Below are 18,934 nucleotides of genomic sequence, written 5' to 3' on the forward strand. Positions count from 1 at the left end.
CGGATCATGGTCCGGCGCACGGGAGAAACGGTAGCTCAGCGGGGCATGTCAAAGACCAGCCCCGCCGGGCGTGGGCTGATTACGGCAGGTTACGCACGTCGTCAGGCGTCATGTACATCGGCATCATATTGGTATCGAGGTGATGCATGACCCAGATGGAGCCGGCAAGCACGATAGCCAGAATGATGACCGTGAAGATGAGCGCCAGAATGTTCCAGCCGCCTTCCGACTTCGGATCGAGGTGCAGGAAGTAAACCAGATGCACCAGGATCTGAACGACGGCGATGCCGAGAACAACGGCTGCGGTCGTGGCAGGCGTGAAATAGCCGTTCATTGCCAGAAGAAATGGGACGACGGTGAGAATAACCGCCAGCACGAAGCCGATCAAATACGACTTCAGGCTGCCATGCGCGGCATGATCGTGTGTTTCGTGTGCAGAACTCATCACAGTACACCCAGCAGATAGACAAGGGTAAAGACGCCAATCCAGATGATGTCCAGGAAGTGCCAGAAGAGGCTGAGGCACATCACGCGCGTCTGGTTCTTTTCCGTCAGACCGTCACGCAGAAGCTGGGCGGAAAGCACCAGAATCCAGATCAGGCCGGACGTGATGTGAAGACCGTGGGTTCCGACCAGCGCGAAGAATGCCGAAAGGAACGCGCTGCGGCTCGGGCCGGCGTCTTCGAGAATCAGGTGATGGAATTCATAGACTTCCATCACGAGGAAGGCTGCACCCAGCAGGAACGTGACGCCCAGCCAGAACAGCACGCCTGCACGGTTCTTCTTGTACATGGACAGCGTCGCCAGACCATAGGTCAGCGACGAGACCAGCAGCAGCATGGTTTCGGTCAACACAAACTGCAGGTCGAAGAGTTCACGGCCGGTCGGACCGCCCGCAAACTGGTGCGCCAGAACGGCATAGGTTGCAAACAGGCCCGAGAACAGGACGCAGTCGCTCATCAGGTAGATCCAGAAGCCGACCAGCGTGGTCGACCCTGCATCGTGATGGTCTTCGTGAGCAGGATGCTCGTTGCCGCCCTTGAATGGACCGGCCGTTGAAATGCTAGCGCTCATGGATCAAGCCTCCTGAGCCATCAGTTGCCGGGTGCGAAGGTCTTCGACGCTCTGCACTTCTTCGGCCGAGACGTAGAAGTCTCTGTCATTGTTGAACGAGTGGAAGATCGCAACGGCGAGTACCCCCACGGCAGAGGCAATGGCCAGCCACCAGATATGCCACACCAGCGCAAAGCCGAGCGGAATGTTCATGATGCCGATGATGAAACCCGTACCGGTGTTCTTCGGCATGTGGATGCGTGCGAACTTTTCCGTGCGGCGCACATAGCCGTTCTGCTTCATATCCCACCAGCTGTCGTGGTCGCGGACATGCGGCACTTCAGCGAAGTTGTAGAATGCAGGCGGCGAAGCCAGCGACCATTCCAGCGTACGGCCCGTACCCCAGCTGTCGCCGTTGTTGTCACGCAGCTTTTCGCGGTCGCGGATCGAAACCATGATCTGCAGAACCTGGAACACGATACCGCACAGGATGATCGCAACGCCGACGGCGGCGATGATCAGATAGATGTGCCATGCCGGGTTTTCGGTGTGGTTCAGACGACGGGTCATGCCCATCAGGCCGAGCACATAGAGCGGCATGAAGGCCATGATGAAGCCGACCAGCCAGCACCAGAACGCGTTGCGGCCCAGACGTTCGTTCAGCTTGAAGCCGAAAGCCTTCGGCCACCAGTAGACGAGACCGGCAAAGCAGCCGAACAGCACGCCCGAGATGATCACATTGTGGAAGTGAGCGATCAGGAACACCGAGTTATGCAGCACGAAATCCGCAGGCGGAACAGCAAGCAGAACGCCCGTCATACCGCCAACCACGAAGGTACACATGAAGCCGATCGTCCACAGAACCGGCGTTTCCATGCGGACGCGACCCTTATACATCGTGAACAGCCAGTTGAAGACCTTAGCCCCCGTCGGGATCGAGATGATCATCGTCGCAACACCGAAGAAGGCGTTGACATTGGCGCCGCCACCCATGGTGAAGAAGTGGTGCACCCAGACGAGGAACGACAGGACCGTAATGGCAACTGTTGCGTAAACCATCGACTTGTAGCCGAACAGACGCTTGCCGGAGAAGGTCGCGATGATTTCGGAGAAGACACCGAAAGCAGGCAGGATGAGGATGTAGACTTCCGGGTGACCCCAAATCCAGATCAGGTTCACATACATCATCGGATTGCCACCAGCATCATTGGTGAAGAAGTGGAAATCCAGATAGCGGTCCAGCGAAAGCAGGGCCAGCGTGACAGTGAGGATCGGGAAGGCTGCGACGATCAGCACGTTCGAGCAGAGCGCGGTCCAGGTGAAGACCGGAACCTGCATCATGCCCATGCCGGGCGCACGCATCTTGATGATCGTGGTGATCAGGTTGACACCTGAAAGCAGCGTACCCATACCGGAAATCTGCAAGGCCCAGATATAGTAATCCACGCCGACATCCGGGCTGAATTCCTTGCCGGACAGCGGCGGATAAGCAAGCCAGCCGGTCTTGGCGAATTCGCCGATGCCGAGCGACAGGTTGATCAGAACCGCACCGGCGACCGTGAGCCAGAAGCTCAGCGAGTTGAGGTAGGGGAAAGCAACGTCGCGCGCACCGATCTGGAGCGGAACCGCAAAGTTCATCAGACCGACGACGAATGGCATCGCCACGAAAAAGATCATGATCACGCCGTGGGCGGTAAAGATCTGGTCGTAGTGATGGGGGGGCAAAAAGCCTTCATTCGCGCCCGAGGCAAGAGCCTGCTGCGCGCGCATCATCACGGCGTCCGAGAAGCCGCGGAACAGCATCACGAAAGCCAGAATGATATACATGATGCCGATACGCTTGTGATCGACCGTCGTGAGCCAGTCTTTCCAGAGCGGGGCCCATTTGCCGTAATAAGTGATGGCTGCCAGAATAGCGAGCGCACCACCAGCCACCGCGGTCAATGTGACCATGATGATCGGCTCGTGATACGGGATCGCTTCGAGCGTAAGTTTTCCGAACATTTTTATCACGCTTCGATTGGAGCAATTCCGGGAAAGCCTCTAACGGCTTTCAGTCCGGAACCGCGTGAAACAAAAGATTGAATGCCGATGGCCGCGATCTCGCAGGAGATCACGGCGCAAGGGCAAATCAGTTTGCGAGCTGCGACAGGCGCTGCGGCGCCACTGCACAGATGATGTCGCTCGCCCACTGGCTGAAATCGACAGGCGAAGACTTGCGCAGGTTTGCGCGTGCTTCGCGGATCATCTGCTGACGGTGCATTTCATCGTCCATGCAGACGGACTTGCCGTCCCAGCAGCGGTTCACGATATCGTGGAACAGCGTCTTGTCATTGTAGTTGAAGAACTGCACCGCATGCTTTTCGCTCGGCTGAACCAGCGATGCATAGCGATCACGGCCCAGTTCTTCGCCCTTGGCCTTCACGTCGGCAACCCACTTGTCGAAGTCGGCCTGATTATAGGCATGCGCCTTGAAGCGCATCTGGGCAAAGCCCTGACCGCTATAATTGGCGGAAATGCCGTCGAACTCACCTTCATGATTGGCGATGAGATGCAGCTTCGTCTGCATGCTCGGCATGGTGTAGACCATGCTGCCCAGCGCCGGAATGAAGAAGGAGTTCATGATGTTGCTGGAGGTCAGCTTGAAGTTGACCGGAACATCAACAGGCATGGCCATTTCATTGACGGTGGCAATGCCCTGATCGGGATAGATGAAAAGCCATTTCCAGTCGAGCGCAACCACTTCGACATTGATCGGCTTCACGCTGGATTCCAGCGGGCGGTACGGATCGAGCTTATGCGTGCTGATCCAGGTGACCGTGCCGAGAACCACGATGATCGCCAGAGGGATGAGCCAGACGCCCAGTTCGATCTTGGTCGAGTGGTGCCAGTCGGGCTGATAATCCGCCTTTTCATTCGTAGCGCGGTATTTCCAGGCGAAGTACAGCGTCATGAAGATGACAGGCAGCACGACGAGCAACATGAGGCCGGTCGCAAAAAGGATAAGATCGCGTTCCGCCACGCCGACCTCTCCCTTGGGAGAGAGAAGAACCTGGTTCTCGCAGCCGGCAAGAAACGCAGTCAGGGCCAGTACGGCGAACGAAGCGATCGTCCGAGGGATGCCGAGTTTCATTTGTCTTTCCATCCTGCACCGATGCGATCTGAAAATCTGAAACCCGCTGCCGGGATTATTCCCGGTCAGACGCTTCAGTTCTTCAGATCGCACCAGAGCGATTTCGTCTCAGTGTGGCTTTGAACTTGAAATCACTTTCAAGCTGCCCGTTAACGTGAACCGCAGGGGTTCGTCATGTCGCGAGCGTCAAATCCGGCACGTATGTCGTTTTTCAGTTTTCGGTAAATTCTGAAAATTCCAAACGTACCGTTATAACGAATAGTTCCGTTTGTCACCTGTCTGGAGAAATTTGTGCTGGATCGTAATGTCGCGGTCAAAAACGCCGCAAACCAGACTCCAATTGGCGGAAATGGCATCTCCGCCAGCGCCTGAACGCGGGGAATTAGAGCTCCTGTTGCGCTGACGCGGCGGTGACTTAACCCTTTGTCCCCGGTCATGCAAGTACAACCAACGGATAAATGCTGCGATAGCCGCGCGATCTGGAACCGATAAACAACATTGTGAAGTCGCCGGGCCGCGATTAAGACAATCTAAAAACACACAACCTAAAACCCGCAACGTTTTGGGGCTGGCCGACTGAAGTCTGGAAGGAACGCCATGATTTTCGCCGACTTACCGCTCGATGAAGCCGAAGGCGCGGTACTGGCCTATGCGGTAACAGCGGGTGCGCTCACGCTGCGCAAGGGGACCGTACTCACCCGCGACCATTGCGCGGCCTTGCAGCGGGCTGGCCTCGCAAGCGTTCTGGCGGCTCGTTTCGAGCCCGGCGATATTGGCGAAGACGAAGCGGCGCAGTCGATCGGGGCCGCCCTCACCTCGCAGACGATCCATACCGGCACGGCGACGACCGGACGCATCAATCTTTTTGCCAGCTTCGATGGCGTTTTCTGCGTGAATGCTTCAACAATCGATACGGTCAACGTCTATGACGCGCGCATTTCTCTGGCGACAATACGCAATCATATGCGCGTGGAAGCAGGCCAGATGGTCGCGACGGTCAAGATCATTCCCTTTGCCGTACCAAAAAATATTGTCGATGCCATCTGCCCCCTCCTCCACGGACAACAGGCGATGGACGTCAAGGCGTTTCGCCCGCTGCGCATCGGCCTGATCCAGTCGCGACTTCCCTCGATCCGCGAGACCGTGCTCGACAAGACGCGTGAGCTGATGGAAAAGCGCGTTGCGCGCAATGGCGGCACGCTCATCGTGGAAAAGCGTGTCGCGCATGACACGGAGGCGCTGGCCAGCGCGATTTCGGGCATAAGCATTGGCTGCGACATTCTCGTGGTTTTCAGTGCATCGGCGGTTGCCGACGCCACCGACATCGTGCCGCGTTCGATCCTCCAGAGTGGCGGAGAAATTCTGCGCATCGGCATGCCGGTCGATCCCGGCAATCTGCTGGTGCTTGGAAGGCGCGACGGCAAATATATCATCGCGGCACCGGGTTCGGCCCGCAGCATGCGGGAAAACAGTCTCGACTGGGTGCTGGACCGCCTGATGGCAGGCATCGACCTCAATTCGACCGACTTGTCCCGCATGGGCGTGGGCGGGCTTCTGTTATAGGCTAATGGTCAGATGTCGAAATCGAACACCAGAATGCCGTCGACACCGCCTTCCGCAGCTTCGACGAGAGCCTTACCAACCTTGACGTGTTCGGGATGCGGCAGATAGGCGTCACGCGCCGCAGCATCGGAAAAATCCACCACAAAACCGTGGCGAAAGCCTTTTTCCAACCCTTCGGGGCTGTTGTTGGCCCCGGTCGTGACAGAAACTATGCCGTCGATCTTGCCTTTGAGAGCAACGACCGAAGCAAGTGCCCGCTCGATGGCCGCGCCATCAAGTTCCCGCTTGAATTTGATAAGAACGATGTGGCGTATCATGGAGTATCCGCGGCTTGAAACAATTTAGGTATCTATCCAAGTCGCCTGCCCGGTTGAAAATGGCAACTTTAGTTTTCCGGTCGCTTAATCCCAAAAATCGTAAATTTCGGGATTAAGCGAGTCGTTCAGCGCGCACGTGTCTTTATTATATGGCACCCACGCTGGCTTTGAGAAAAAGTTTGCCGCTCAATTCTTTTCCTGCACATGGGCTTCGAGGAACCATAGCGCCTTGTCCAGCGAGCGCGAAGCGGCGGTAAAAATATCCGCCGTGTTGTCGTCGCCCGCCTCGTTCGAATCCTTGATCGATTTGCGCAGAAGATTGGCGACATCGCCATAACGCTCGATCAGCGCGCCCAGATGATCGTGAACCGCATAAATATCGGTCGGATAGGGCTTCAGTTTCGTTTCCTTCACCACAATCTGCGATGTGCCATAGGCTGTGCCGCCAAGCTGCACCGCCCGTTCGGCAATGGTGTCGACGTGATCGTCGAGTTCGGTGCGGAAACCGTCGAGCATTTCGTGCACTGCGATAAATTGCGGCCCCTTGAGGTTCCAATGCGCCTGCTTGGTGATCAGTGCAAGATCGATGGTCGCAGCCAGATTTTCGTTCAGAAGCGCGATCATGGACGTCTTGGTGTTGGAAGGAAGATCGTTGCGGGTTGCATGCGTCGACTTATTGGACATTTTATCCTCATATCCTTTGCACAATCAGGCGCGAGCGATTGGCTGGCTCGCAGCGATTGGGAGAATCGCCAGCGTCGGGGCGGTCGAAGAGAGGCGCAAACGGAATCATCCCGCACCCGACGAAAAAACGCCTGTCAGCCGATTTTGTTCCGCAGAAAAGATGAAAATGATAAGAAGCGCTGCTCTTTGGCGATGAATTGGTGTCGGCTTCGGCACGGTTAGACTTGTCGCGGGGCCAATTCTCATTTACCCGGAAGTGCATGAAGATACTCGCCCTCGATACCGCCGCTTCCTATTGCGCCGCCGCCGTCTATGACGCTGGCCGCGATGTCGTTCTTGCTCAGATCAGCGAGAATATCGGCAAGGGGCACGCCGAAGTGCTGATGGATTATGTCGGACGCGCGCTGGCCGAGGCAGGCGTGACGATAAAGGATATCGACCGGGTGGCGGTGAATATCGGCCCCGGTTCTTTCACGGGCGTGCGCATCGGTGTTTCGGCGGCGCGGGGTTTTGCACTGGCGCTTGGGTCCCCGGCGATTGGCGTCACCGCCTTCGAGGCGCTGGCGGATGAGACAATCACACACATGCCGGGCAAGCCGGTGACGATCCTGCTCGACGCGCATCGCGGCGAGATTTACGCGCAGACATTCGACGCCAATGGTGCTGCCCTGTCCAAGCCATCGGTCCTGTCGCGGGAGGAAGCGGAAGCTTTTGCTGGCAATGCGCCCCTCGATACTGTGCTGGCCGGATCGGCAGCAAAGTCGATCAACGAGGCCTTGGGTGACAAGTTTGCGCTTGGCCCCATTGAGCCGACGGCCAATATCGCCACTTTCTCCCGCCTGGCAGCCGCGCGCGCGCCCGGTGATGCGCCGAAGCCGCTTTATATGCGCGGGCCAGATGCCAAGCCGCAGGTCGGGTTTGCATTGCCGCGCAGGCAGGCCGGAGAATAGGCGATGATGGGCTTGCCATTCGGTCGCTTCGGTCGCCGACAGGTTTCGGTGGAAGCGCTCAGCGCGCAGGACAGCCATGTGATCCAGCGCATTCATGCCGTCGCGTTTCACCATGGCTGGAGCTCGGATGATTTTCGCTCGCTTATCGCGCAGGATACGGTTTTCGGCTTTGTCGCCCGTGCGGAAGGCAAGCCCAATGACGCCTGCGGTTTCGTTCTGGCGCGGCTGGTTGCCGGAGAGGCGGAAATTCTCACCATCGCGGTTTCTCGCGATGTGCAGCGGCAGGGTGTCGGTCGCGCGCTGATGGATGCCGTGTTGCGCTATCTCTATCAGGAACGGGCGGAAACGCTGTTTCTCGAAGTCGATGAAGCCAATGTCGCGGCGCAGGCGCTTTACCGGCGTCTCGGGTTTCAGAAGGTCGGTGATCGCCCGGCTTATTACGAAACCGCCAATGGGCGCTCGGCAGCGCTCGTTCTGCGCCGCGATCTGAAGAGACCGCAATGATTGGCGCGATCCGGGTCTTTCTCGTTCTCGCGGCCATGGTCATGCTGAGCCTGTCGCTGATCCCGGTTCAATATGTGTTTCTGAAACTCAGGAATGGTTGGAAACGCAGCCTGCCCAATTTTTTCCACCGCGTGATTGCGCGGTTGTTCGGCTTTCGGGTGCGCACCGTCGGCGAAATGCATCGCGGTCGCCCGTTGTTGCTGGTCGCCAATCATACGTCCTGGAGCGACATTGTTGTCCTGTCCTCGGTCGGGCAGGTGTCGTTCATCGCCAAGTCAGAAGTGCGCAGCTGGCCGATTTTCGGCATGTTCGCTGTTTTGCAGCGGACCGTTTTTGTCGAGCGCGAGCGGCGCGGCAAGACCGGCGAACAAACCTCTGAAATCGCCACGCGGATGAGCGAGGGAGATGCCATGGTGCTGTTTCCCGAAGGCACGACCTCCGATGGCAATCGCGTCTTGCCGTTCAAGACGGCACTTTTCGGTGCAGCCCATGCGGCGATCAGGGAAGCCGGTGTGCCGGAAGTGCTCGTGCAGCCGGTCGCCATCGCCTATACCGGCGTGCATGGCATGGCCATGGGGCGCTATTTTCGCCCGATTGCATCCTGGCCGGGCGATGTCGAGCTGATGCCGCATCTGAAAGGCATCCTGCGCGAAGGCGCCATCGATGTTGAAATCCGCTTCGGCGAGCCGATGGTCGTCACGGCAGCCACAGACCGCAAGATGCTGGCCCGCACCATGGAAAGCCGGGTGCGCACACTTTTGCAAAGCGCACTTCTGGGCCGTGAGATTTCGGAAGAGTAACCAGCATTTTCAGCAAAAGTGCGAAGCGGTTTTGCGTTCGAAAATGCGATAGCGAAAAAGCCGATCAGTTTGTCACCTTCCAAAGCGGCGACAAAAGCTGTAGATAGCCCCGCATGAGCGAAAACATCACCGATATTGTGCCAGCGGCAGACCACGCCGATACGCGTTCGAATACGCGCAAGGTTTTTGTCAAAACCTATGGCTGCCAGATGAATGTCTATGACAGCCAGCGCATGGCCGACAGCCTTGCAGCGGAAGGCTATGTCGCGACCGATACGCCGGACGATGCCGATCTGGTGCTGCTTAACACCTGCCATATCCGCGAAAAGGCCTCGGAAAAGCTCTATTCCGCGCTGGGACGCCTGCGCAAGATGAAGGACGCGCGGCAAGCCAATGGCAAGGAACTGACCATCGGTGTTGCTGGCTGCGTGGCACAGGCCGAAGGACAGGAAATTCTGCGCCGAGCGCCGAATGTCGATCTGGTGATCGGACCGCAGACCTATCATCGCCTGCCCAATGCGCTGGCGCGCGTTCGCGGCGGCGAAAAGGTCGTCGAGACCGAATATGCGCTTGAAGACAAGTTTGAACATCTGCCGTCGCCGAAGCGCGAGGAAACCCGCAAGCGCGGCGTTTCTGCTTTTCTGACGGTGCAGGAAGGCTGCGACAAGTTCTGCACCTTCTGCGTGGTGCCCTACACGCGCGGTTCGGAAGTGTCGCGCAGCGTCAAACAGATCGTGGCCGAAGCGGAACGCCTTGCCGATGGCGGTGTGCGCGAACTGACCCTGCTCGGCCAGAACGTCAATGCCTGGCATGGCGAGGGCGACGATGGCCGCGAATGGGGGCTGGGCAAATTATTGTTCCGCCTCGCGCGTATTCCGGGTGTTGCGCGCCTGCGTTATACGACCAGCCATCCGCGCGATATGGATGACAGCCTGATCGCCGCGCATCGCGACCTGCGCCAGCTAATGCCTTATCTACATCTGCCGGTGCAGTCCGGCTCGGACCGTATTCTCAAGGCGATGAACCGCCGCCACAAGGCGGACGAATATCGACGCCTGATCGAGCGCATCCGTGACGTGCGTCCGGATATGGCGCTGTCGGGCGATTTCATTGTCGGCTTCCCCGGCGAGACCGATCAGGATTTCGAAGATACGATGCAGCTGGTGCGCGATGTGAATTACGCGCAGGCCTATTCCTTCAAATATTCGCCACGTCCCGGCACGCCCGGCGCGGATCTGTCCGGTCATGTGGACGAAGCGGTGAAAGACGAGCGGCTTCAGCGCCTGCAGGCTTTGCTGTCGGAACAGCAATATGCGTTTCAGGAATCCATGATCGGTCGCGAGATGGACGTGCTTTTAGAAAAGCCCGGCCGTCAGGCGGGGCAGATGGTGGGACGCTCGCCCTGGCTCCTTCCGGTGATCATCGATGACAACAATGATCAGGTCGGCGAAATTATTCATGTGAAAATCACCTCCACTGGGACCAATAGCCTTATTGCGCAAAAACTGGCGTGAAGGCATGATACCGTTCAGGCAGATGGTTCGGCGCTTGAGTCTCGTGCCGATAATCCTGTCGGGCCGATGATCCCGTCGGAACTGTGATTGCAATGCGTGAACTCTTGAGGAGATACGGTTGAGCGCCACGGAAAAGCTGAGACCTGCCAAGCCAACCACTCTAACGCAAAAAAGCCCGACTACCGGGGCCTCGGATATGGCCCATATCGTGCTCACTTTCGAGAACAACCGCCTGGCCAGTGCGCTTTACGGTCAGTTCGACGAAAATCTGGCACGGATCGAGCAAAAGCTCGGTGTCGATGTTCGCTCCAAGGGCAACCAGCTCTCGATCCGGGGCGAACCGACCGCGACCGAACAGGCGCGCCGCACGCTCGATCATCTTTATGAAACCGTGCAGAAAGGCCATGAACTGACGGCATCGGATGTCGATGGCGCCTTGCGCATGGCCATTGCCGCTGATGATCAGCTCGACCTGCCGACGATGGAAAACAAGGGCAAGCTGTCAGCTGCCCAGATTTCCACGCGCAAGAAGACGATCTTCGCGCGCACCCCGACGCAGGACGCCTATATGCGGGCGCTCGACCGTTCCGAACTGGTGTTCGGTGTCGGTCCCGCCGGTACAGGCAAGACCTATCTGGCCGTCGCTCATGCAGCCATGCTTTTGGAACGTGGTCTGGTGGAGCGGATCATCCTCTCTCGCCCGGCTGTTGAAGCGGGTGAACGCCTGGGCTTTCTGCCGGGTGACATGAAGGAAAAGGTCGATCCCTATCTGCGTCCGCTCTATGACGCGCTTTACGACATGATGCCCGCCGAAAAGGTCGAGCGGGCCATCACGGCAGGCGTCATCGAAATCGCGCCGCTGGCCTTCATGCGCGGGCGCACGCTGGCCCATTCGGCGGTGATCCTCGATGAGGCGCAGAACACGACATCCATGCAGATGAAAATGTTCCTGACCCGCCTTGGTGAAGGATCGCGGATGATCGTGACGGGCGATCCGAGCCAGATCGATCTTCCACCCGGTCAGAAATCCGGGCTTGTCGAAGCGCTTCGCGTGCTGGACGATGTGGAAAGCGTCATCAAGGTGCGGTTCACCCAAAAAGACGTGGTGCGTCATCCGCTGGTGGCGGCAATCGTCAACGCCTATGACCGCGATGCCAAAACGCATGTCCAGCAGCCGGTCCGTCCGGAATAGGTGCCAAGGACTTGTAATTGGTCGTTAGAACTACGATCTAAAAAATGCTGTCTGCCTTTTTGGGGCAGACGGCTTTCGAACAACTGAAAGGACGAAGCGGCTTGCTGTCCGGGAAGCCGCCGCAGAACGTGTCAGACAACGCGATCCATATCGATATCACCATTGAAGCTGGCAACTGGCCGGATGAAACAACACTCGAAGGACTTGTCAGAAAGTCTGTCGAGGCGGCATGGGCCAATCTGGGCCTCAAGGATGCCGACAGCGAATTGAGTATCGTCTTTACCGACGATGCGTCCATTCAGGAGCTGAACGCCGAATGGCGCGGCAAGGACAAGCCTACCAATGTGTTGTCGTTTCCCGCGTTTCCGGTCAAGGCCGGGAACCAACCGGGACCGATGCTGGGCGACATTGTCATCGCCCGCGAAACCGTGGAGCGTGAAGCGGTTGAAGAAGGCAAGCCTCTTGACCATCACCTCTCACACCTTGTCGTGCATGGCTTCCTGCATCTGTTGGGCTATGACCATGAAACCGACGAGGAAGCAGAGGAAATGGAACGCCGCGAGGTCGAGATTCTTCATGCTATTGCCATCCCGGACCCTTATGCTGTATCCCAAGAGACCATTAACAACGATTGACCATGGCTGATCAAACCTCACAACCTCCGTCCGCGGGCGAGAATCGCAGCGAGACCCAAGACGCCGAAGGGCAAAGTACGCAGCGACCGGTAGCGGTCGAAAAGCGTTCCCTTCTGTCGAATATTTTCCCTTTCATCCGCTCGCGGCAGCAATCTTCCTTGCGTGAAGATCTGGCCGATGCGTTGTCCAGCACGGCAAGCGAACAGGATTCCGCCTTCTCGCCCGAAGAAAAGGCGATGCTGCACAATATCCTGCGCCTGCGTGAAATCCGCGTCGAAGACGTGATGATTCCGCGCGCGGATGTCGAGGCCGTGGAAATTTCCACGCCGCTTTGGGAAGTGCTGGAACTCTTCGAGGAATCCGGCCATTCCCGTATGCCGGTCTATGCCGAAACGCTGGACGATCCGCGCGGCATGATCCATATCCGCGACGTTTTGAATTTCATCACGCGTCAGGCGCGCCAGAAAACGCGCCGCCGCACGACGGCCAAGACGCCTGCTGCGGCGACGCCGCCGAAATTCGATATGAGCCGCATTGATCTCACCAAGACGATCGGCGAGCTCAACCTCATGCGCAAGGTGCTGTTCGTGCCGCCGTCGATGATGGCGAGCGGCCTGATGGCCCGCATGCAGGCAACCCATATCCAGATGGCGCTGGTCATCGACGAATATGGCGGCACCGATGGTCTCGTCTCGCTGGAAGACATTGTCGAAATGGTTGTCGGCGATATTGAAGACGAGCATGATGACGAAGAAATCATGATCGCCGAGGAAGCCGATGGCGTGTTCGTCGTCGATGCGCGCGCCGATCTGGACGAATTCGCCGCCAAGATTGGCCCGTCCTTCGCGGTGGGCGAACATGGCGAGGATGTCGATACGGTTGGCGGCCTGATCTTCTCCGTATTGGGCCGGATTCCGGTTCGCGGTGAAGTGGTGCAGGCCGTGCCCGGCTATGAATTCCACGTACTGGAGGTTGATCCGCGCCGCGTGAAGAAGGTGCGCATCGTGCCGCTTTCCGCCGCTGACCGCCGCAGGCAACAGCGTGCCGTTGTTACCACCAAGCCTGAAGAGCAGTCTCCGGCTACCGCCGAAGACACTGAAACCTTCAAAGAGGCCTGATGATCGAACGGCTTGCGGGCAGGATCATTCTTTCAAGCGGCTGGCGTCGTGCGCTGGCCGCTTTTTTGAGTGGCGCCTTCGCGACACTGACCCAGCCGCCTTTTGATCTCTTCATCGCCGGTTTCATTTCCTTTCCGATCCTCGTCTGGCTGATCGACGGCGCTTTGGCGCGCGCCGATGCTGGCCCGATCCGGCGTATTCTGCCCGCGGCAATGGTCGGGTGGTGGTTCGGCTTCGGCTATTTCGTCTCGGGCCTCTGGTGGATCGGGACGGCGCTTCTGGTCGATGCAGACGAGTTTGCCTGGGCCCTGCCGCTGGCAGTGCTGGGCCTGCCCGCCTTTCTGGCGATTTTCTATGCCTTTGCGACCATGGTTGCGCGCATTTTCTGGTCTGACGGGCTTGGAAGGATTTTTGCGCTCGCGTTCGGCTTTGCGCTTGCAGAATGGTTGCGCACCTTCCTGCTGACCGGCTTCCCGTGGAACGCTATCGGCTATGCGGCCATGCCGGTGCCGCTGCTGATGCAGTCGGTCGCGGTGGTCGGCCTTGTGGGCATGAGCGCGCTTGCCGTGTTCATCTTCGCATCGCCCGCATTGCTGATCGGCGGACGGCTTGCAAAAAGCGGTATCGCCCTCGCCATTCTTCTTGCTGCAACCCATGTCGGCTTTGGCGCATGGACACTTTCGCGCGCGCCAGCCGTGGGCGACGAAAAGGGCAACATCAATATCCGCATCGTGCAGCCCTCCATCCCGCAGACCATGAAATGGGACAATGCCGCGCGCCGCTCGATCTTCGACAAGCTGATTGCGCTGACGGCCGAGCTGCCCGCTGATGGCAAGCCGCGCCCCGATGTCGTCATATGGCCTGAAACGGCAGTGCCCTATATTCTGACGTCGACACCGGAAGCGCTGGCCCAGATCGGCAATACATTGCAGGACGGTCAGGTTCTGTTGACCGGCGCCGTGCGCGAAGAGCGGGCCGCAGGCAATGGCGAGCCGCGCTATTACAATTCCATCTATTCGATCAACGACCGGGGCGAGATCACCGACGCTACCGACAAAGTGCATCTTGTTCCATTCGGCGAATATCTGCCGTTGGAAAGCCTTCTGCGGGGGCTTGGACTTCAGGAAGTGGTGAAAATGCCGGGCGGCTTTACCGCCGGTTCCTCACGGCGTCTCCTGAATGTGAGGCCGGGCCAGACGCTCCTGCCGCTTATCTGCTACGAGGCGATTTTCCCGGATGAGCTGGGCGTTTCGGGGCCGGAAACAAGCGCGCCCAAAGCAATCGTCAACGTCACGAATGATGGCTGGTATGGCAACACGCCAGGGCCTTATCAGCACTTCCGGCAGGCGCAGGTTCGCGCCGTGGAGCAAGGCCTGCCGCTCGTGCGTGCGGCCAATAACGGGCTTTCGGCGGTAACGGATTCCTACGGTCGAATCACTGAAGGTCTCGCGCTGGATGCCGTCGGCGTTGTGGATGCTTCCCTACCGTCAGTTCGTGCACCATTTTGGGGCACAGCGCCGGGATCGAAACAGACGATAACGATCCTGTTAACCTTACTCTTTGTCAACGTCGCTTTCACGGTGTCATTCCGCAGGCGTTTTCATTGACACGGCAATTTTGTTAAGATGTTATACCGGCGCGGTGACGGTTCCCACGTGTGAAGTCGTGCGAAACGCGTCAGACTACCTCCCACAACGTGATGTTATCCCTGTTCAGATGAACAGTACATGAATGAAAGCTCGCAGCCGCGAGGAGTGACAGCTGTATGATTGAGAATAAAAAGAAGCCCAACCCAATCGACGTACACGTCGGCAGCCGCATTCGTCTCCGCCGCAACATGCTGGGCCTCAGTCAGGAAAAGCTTGGCGAAAATCTGGGCATCACGTTTCAGCAGATTCAAAAATACGAGAAGGGCACCAATCGCGTCGGTGCCAGCCGCCTGCAGGCGATCTCAGCCATTCTCAATGTACCGGTTTCCTTTTTCTTCGAAGACGCACCGGGATCAAACCCCGTCGGCCAGGAAGGCTTTGCGGAAGATAACGAAGCGACCTATGTGGTCGATTTCCTGAATTCGAACGAAGGCGTCCAGCTCACACGGGCGTTCACGAAAATTTCAGATCCGAAAGTTCGCCGGAAAATCATCGATCTGGTGAAGTCGCTGGCAGCAGACGCCGAGTAAGTCACTCCCCTTTACGCCTGTTTTCTGGCGATTCATGCGCGTTTTTCCCCTTTTGACGGTGGCTTTTCGACCTTGGGAAATGAATTTTTCCAACCGCGCCCTGTCGCAATACGAAAATGCATTGACGGTTCGATCCCAACTTCGCTAACACTTTGACGCGCCCGGAAAGTTCCGGGCGCTACTGTGTTTCCTAGGCGGAGATGTCCTCCGTTGGATTTTCAAGAGGGGTTACCCGTGTCGCGCAGTTCTTATCTCTTCACCAGCGAATCTGTGTCTGAAGGACACCCGGACAAGGTTTGCGATCGTATCTCCGATGAAATCGTCGACATGGTCTACAAGGAAGCGCGCCGCACCGGCGTGGATCCGTGGTCTGTCCGCGTCGCTTGCGAAACGCTTGCCACCACCAACCGCGTGGTGATTGCCGGTGAAGTGCGCGTGCCGGAGACTTTCCTGAAGAAGAATAAGGACGGCTCGATCGCCAGGGACGCCGCTGGCCATCCGCTGATCAATCCTGCCCGCTTCCGTTCGGCAGCCCGCAAGGCGATCCGCGAAATCGGTTACGAGCAGGACGGCTTCCACTGGAAGACGGTCAAGATCGACGTGCTTCTGCACCCGCAGTCTGCCGACATCGCGCAGGGCGTCGATAATGCCGCCGACCGTCAGGGCGAAGAAGGTGCGGGCGATCAGGGTATCATGTTCGGCTATGCCTGCCGCGAAACCCCTGATCTGATGCCAGCGCCGATCTATTATTCGCACAAGATTCTCGAAAAGCTGTCCGAAGCCCGCCATAAGGGCGAAGGCGATGCGGGCAAGCTTGGCCCGGACGCCAAGAGCCAGGTCACGGTGCGTTATGAAAACGGCAAGGCTGCGGAAGTTACGCAGATTGTGCTCTCGACGCAGCATCTGGATGCCAGCTGGGATTCGAAGAAGGTTCGTTCGGTTGTCGAGCCCTATATCCGCGACGCGCTGGGCGAGCTGCCGATTGCAGCGACCTGCAACTGGTACATCAACCCGACCGGCAAATTCGTCATTGGTGGCCCGGACGGTGACGCAGGCCTGACGGGCCGCAAGATCATCGTCGACACTTACGGCGGTGCGGCTCCGCATGGCGGCGGCGCATTCTCCGGCAAGGACACCACCAAGGTTGACCGCTCGGCTGCCTATGCAGCGCGTTATCTGGCCAAGAATGTCGTGGCGGCAAATCTTGCAGACCGCTGCACGATCCAGCTTGCCTACGCCATCGGCGTTGCGCAGCCGCTTTCGGTCTATGTCGATCTGCACGGCACCGGCAAGGTTGCGGAATCCGCTGTTGAAGAAGCGCTGCGTGAAGTGATGGACCTGTCGCCGACCGGCATCCGCAAGCATCTCGACCTCAACAAGCCGATCTATGCCAAGACTTCGTCTTACGGTCATTTTGGCCGCAAGCCGGGCCGTGACGGTTCCTTCTCCTGGGAGAAGACCGACCTCACCAAGGCACTCAAAGCGTCTGTCGCTTAAAGCCTGTTCCAAAAGTTGCATCACAGACCGCTTGGCGTTATGTGTCCTGCAAATATCAAAGAGCGCGGTCTAAAGCATTTCCAGCAAAAGTGCGAAGCGGTTTTGCGTCGGATAATGCGTCAAGATTGACCGCGCTCTTCGCTTATTCTGACGGATAAAACATGACCGAAGAAACCCATCCTCTGCGCGGTGCCGGAAACTTTTTTGGCCGTCGTCACGGCAAGCCGCTGCGCAGCCATCAGCGGAACCTGTTCGAGGACCTTCTGCCCGAGCTGAAGCTCGACCTTGCCAAGCCTGCGCCGCAGGATCTGCGCGCGTTGTTCCCCGTCGCGGTTGACGCGGTGCGCATGGAAATCGGCTTTGGTGGCGGCGAACATCTTCATCATGAAACGGGCCGCTATCCGCAGACAGGCTTCATTGGCGTCGAGCCTTTCGTCAACGGCATGGCCAAGATGCTGGCGGCGCTCGATCAGGAGCTGCGTCCCAATATGCGGCTCTACGATGAAGATGCGACGGCGGTTCTCGACTGGCTGCCGGATGCATCGCTGACCGGTATCGACCTGTTTTATCCCGATCCGTGGCACAAGCGCCGCCACTGGAAGCGCCGTTTTGTCAGCGACGCCAATCTGGATCGTTTTGCCCGCATTTTGAAACCCGGCGCAAAATTCCGCTTCGCGTCGGATATCGAGCATTATGTGAACTGGACGCTGCAACATTGCCGCCGTCACGATGCTTTTGACTGGCAAGCGGAAGGTCCGGCGGACTGGAACGACGCCTATGAAGGGTGGCCCGGAACGCGTTATGAAGCGAAGGCCTTCCGCGAGGGCCGCAAGGCTGCCTATCTGACATTTATCCGACGTTGAAATTCTAGAGCGGTTCCGATCATAACGGTATCGTGGAACCGCTCTATCTATCTGTTTTTACGCATTATCCTGCGCAAAATCGCTGCGCACTTTTGCTGGAAATGCTCTAGACAGAAGCGGGACTTGAAAAAATCCGCTTCCGCTGGTATATAACTCTCAAATTCTTGGTCGAACGAACAAGAGTGGGTCCGTCCGGTCCCGCTCTTTTTTGTTACTTAGAGCCAGGAAACAGAGGTTTTTCGACCCCTTCGAGAGGTTCAGAGTTGACGGAACAGGTTCAGGCAAACGAAGCAGAGACGCCAATCGTGGCTGTGGATGAGCGCATCATTCGCGAAACGGGCATCGACGCGAAAGTGGCAGGCATTGTGGAGCCGGTCCTCAATACGCTCGGCTTCCGTCTGGTGCGCGTGCGTCTTTCCGGCCTCAATGGCCAGACCTTGCAGATCATGGCCGAGCGTCCCGATGGCACGATGACCGTTGACGATTGCGAGCTGGTCAGCCGTACCGTCGCGCCGGTGCTCGACGTCGAAGATCCGATCAGCGGCAAATATCATCTGGAAATCTCGTCGCCGGGCATCGATCGTCCGCTGGTGCGCAAGTCGGACTTCGCCGACTGGGCAGGCCATATCGCCAAGGTAGAGACTTCTATCGTGCATGAAGGCCGCAAGAAGTTCCGCGGTCGTATCGTGCTGGGCGATGCCGAGACGGTGGTGATCGAAAGCGATCAGGTGTCTTACGGCAACGAACCGGTCGTGCGCATTCCCTTCGATGTGATTTCGGATGCGCGTCTGGTCCTCACCGACGATCTGATCCGCGATGCGCTGCGCAAGGACAAGGCCCTTCGTGAAGGCCGCATCCCCGGAGACGATCTGGGCGATGCGCCGGAAGAAGCGGCGACAGAAGATACGGCTGACGAGAAATAAGCCGACGAA

19 protein-coding genes are annotated in these 18,934 nt (G+C 58.0%); 13 read left to right on the plus strand and 6 right to left on the minus strand.

Annotation, left to right across the window (positions count from 1 at the left end; genetic code table 11):
- Positions 1-79 precede the first annotated feature (79 nt).
- From cyoD to cyoA, 4 genes are all read right to left on the minus strand, one after another.
- Positions 80-445, minus strand: a complete 366-nt coding sequence (cyoD, locus tag FIC94_RS08060) for a cytochrome o ubiquinol oxidase subunit IV (protein WP_109368096.1) — start codon at positions 443-445, stop codon at positions 80-82.
- Positions 445-1,074 (minus strand): cytochrome o ubiquinol oxidase subunit III, encoded by a 630-nt coding sequence (cyoC, locus tag FIC94_RS08065; protein WP_078337796.1) that lies wholly within the window; start codon positions 1,072-1,074, stop codon positions 445-447. The genes cyoD and cyoC overlap by 1 nt, the downstream gene beginning before the upstream one ends.
- Positions 1,075-1,077: 3 nt before the next feature.
- Complete coding sequence (gene cyoB, locus FIC94_RS08070; RefSeq protein WP_109368094.1) at positions 1,078-3,057, minus strand: cytochrome o ubiquinol oxidase subunit I; 1,980 nt, start codon at positions 3,055-3,057, stop codon at positions 1,078-1,080.
- 127 nt (positions 3,058-3,184) lie between these two features.
- Entirely contained in the window at positions 3,185-4,186 is a 1,002-nt protein-coding gene (cyoA, locus tag FIC94_RS08075; protein ID WP_140024510.1) for a ubiquinol oxidase subunit II, read from the minus strand.
- Between the two features lie 597 nt (positions 4,187-4,783).
- Between cyoA and FIC94_RS08080 the strand changes: the two genes are divergently transcribed.
- The gene (locus tag FIC94_RS08080) at positions 4,784-5,749 is read left to right on the plus strand and encodes a molybdopterin-binding protein (RefSeq protein WP_140024511.1); all 966 of its coding nucleotides are present in this window, start codon (positions 4,784-4,786) and stop codon (positions 5,747-5,749) included.
- Between the two features lie 8 nt (positions 5,750-5,757).
- Here the strand turns inward: FIC94_RS08080 and FIC94_RS08085 are convergent, their stop codons facing one another.
- Positions 5,758-6,066, minus strand: a complete 309-nt coding sequence (locus FIC94_RS08085; protein WP_140024512.1) for a Dabb family protein — start codon at positions 6,064-6,066, stop codon at positions 5,758-5,760.
- A gap of 186 nt (positions 6,067-6,252) precedes the next feature.
- Entirely contained in the window at positions 6,253-6,750 is a 498-nt protein-coding gene (dps, locus tag FIC94_RS08090) for a DNA starvation/stationary phase protection protein Dps (RefSeq protein WP_140024513.1), read from the minus strand.
- A gap of 260 nt (positions 6,751-7,010) precedes the next feature.
- Here dps and tsaB point away from each other — a divergent pair, with 260 nt between their 5' ends.
- The 12 genes from tsaB (at position 7,011) to rimP (ending at position 18,925) form a co-directional block, all read left to right on the plus strand.
- Positions 7,011-7,700 carry a tRNA (adenosine(37)-N6)-threonylcarbamoyltransferase complex dimerization subunit type 1 TsaB gene (gene tsaB, locus FIC94_RS08095; protein WP_140024514.1) on the plus strand — a complete coding sequence of 230 codons (690 nt, stop codon included), beginning with the start codon at positions 7,011-7,013 and terminating at the stop codon, positions 7,698-7,700.
- 3 nt (positions 7,701-7,703) lie between these two features.
- Positions 7,704-8,204 carry a ribosomal protein S18-alanine N-acetyltransferase gene (gene rimI, locus FIC94_RS08100; RefSeq protein WP_109370096.1) on the plus strand — a complete coding sequence of 167 codons (501 nt, stop codon included), beginning with the start codon at positions 7,704-7,706 and terminating at the stop codon, positions 8,202-8,204.
- Complete coding sequence (gene olsA / locus FIC94_RS08105) at positions 8,201-9,004, plus strand: lyso-ornithine lipid O-acyltransferase (protein ID WP_109370097.1); 804 nt, start codon at positions 8,201-8,203, stop codon at positions 9,002-9,004. Before rimI ends, olsA begins: the two co-directional genes overlap by 4 nt.
- Positions 9,005-9,117: 113 nt before the next feature.
- Positions 9,118-10,518, plus strand: a complete 1,401-nt coding sequence (gene miaB, locus FIC94_RS08110; RefSeq protein WP_140024515.1) for a tRNA (N6-isopentenyl adenosine(37)-C2)-methylthiotransferase MiaB — start codon at positions 9,118-9,120, stop codon at positions 10,516-10,518.
- A 118-nt stretch (positions 10,519-10,636) separates the two neighbouring features.
- On the plus strand, positions 10,637-11,710 hold the full coding sequence (locus tag FIC94_RS08115; RefSeq protein WP_171316966.1) for a PhoH family protein: 1,074 nt from the start codon (positions 10,637-10,639) through the stop codon (positions 11,708-11,710).
- Between the two features lie 128 nt (positions 11,711-11,838).
- Positions 11,839-12,345: an rRNA maturation RNase YbeY gene (gene ybeY / locus FIC94_RS08120; protein WP_121537432.1), complete on the plus strand. Its 507-nt coding sequence runs from the start codon at positions 11,839-11,841 to the stop codon at positions 12,343-12,345.
- 2 nt (positions 12,346-12,347) lie between these two features.
- The gene (locus FIC94_RS08125; protein WP_109370100.1) at positions 12,348-13,463 is read left to right on the plus strand and encodes a hemolysin family protein; all 1,116 of its coding nucleotides are present in this window, start codon (positions 12,348-12,350) and stop codon (positions 13,461-13,463) included.
- Positions 13,463-15,070, plus strand: coding sequence for an apolipoprotein N-acyltransferase (gene lnt / locus FIC94_RS08130; RefSeq protein ID WP_140024516.1), 1,608 nt, complete (start codon positions 13,463-13,465; stop codon positions 15,068-15,070). The genes FIC94_RS08125 and lnt overlap by 1 nt, the downstream gene beginning before the upstream one ends.
- Before the next feature lie 158 nt (positions 15,071-15,228).
- A complete protein-coding gene (locus tag FIC94_RS08135) occupies positions 15,229-15,642 on the plus strand; it encodes a helix-turn-helix domain-containing protein (RefSeq protein WP_078337717.1) in 414 nt (137 codons plus the stop codon).
- Positions 15,643-15,876: 234 nt separating this feature from the next.
- On the plus strand, positions 15,877-17,139 hold the full coding sequence (gene metK / locus FIC94_RS08140) for a methionine adenosyltransferase (RefSeq protein WP_109370102.1): 1,263 nt from the start codon (positions 15,877-15,879) through the stop codon (positions 17,137-17,139).
- 161 nt (positions 17,140-17,300) lie between these two features.
- Positions 17,301-18,002: a tRNA (guanine(46)-N(7))-methyltransferase TrmB gene (trmB, locus tag FIC94_RS08145; RefSeq protein ID WP_140024517.1), complete on the plus strand. Its 702-nt coding sequence runs from the start codon at positions 17,301-17,303 to the stop codon at positions 18,000-18,002.
- A 263-nt stretch (positions 18,003-18,265) separates the two neighbouring features.
- Positions 18,266-18,925, plus strand: a complete 660-nt coding sequence (gene rimP / locus FIC94_RS08150) for a ribosome maturation factor RimP (RefSeq protein ID WP_140024518.1) — start codon at positions 18,266-18,268, stop codon at positions 18,923-18,925.
- Positions 18,926-18,934: the final 9 nt, after the last annotated feature.

The sequence above is a fragment of the Ochrobactrum teleogrylli genome (assembly GCF_006376685.1).
GTDB classification, from domain to species: Bacteria; Pseudomonadota; Alphaproteobacteria; order Rhizobiales; family Rhizobiaceae; genus Brucella; species Brucella teleogrylli.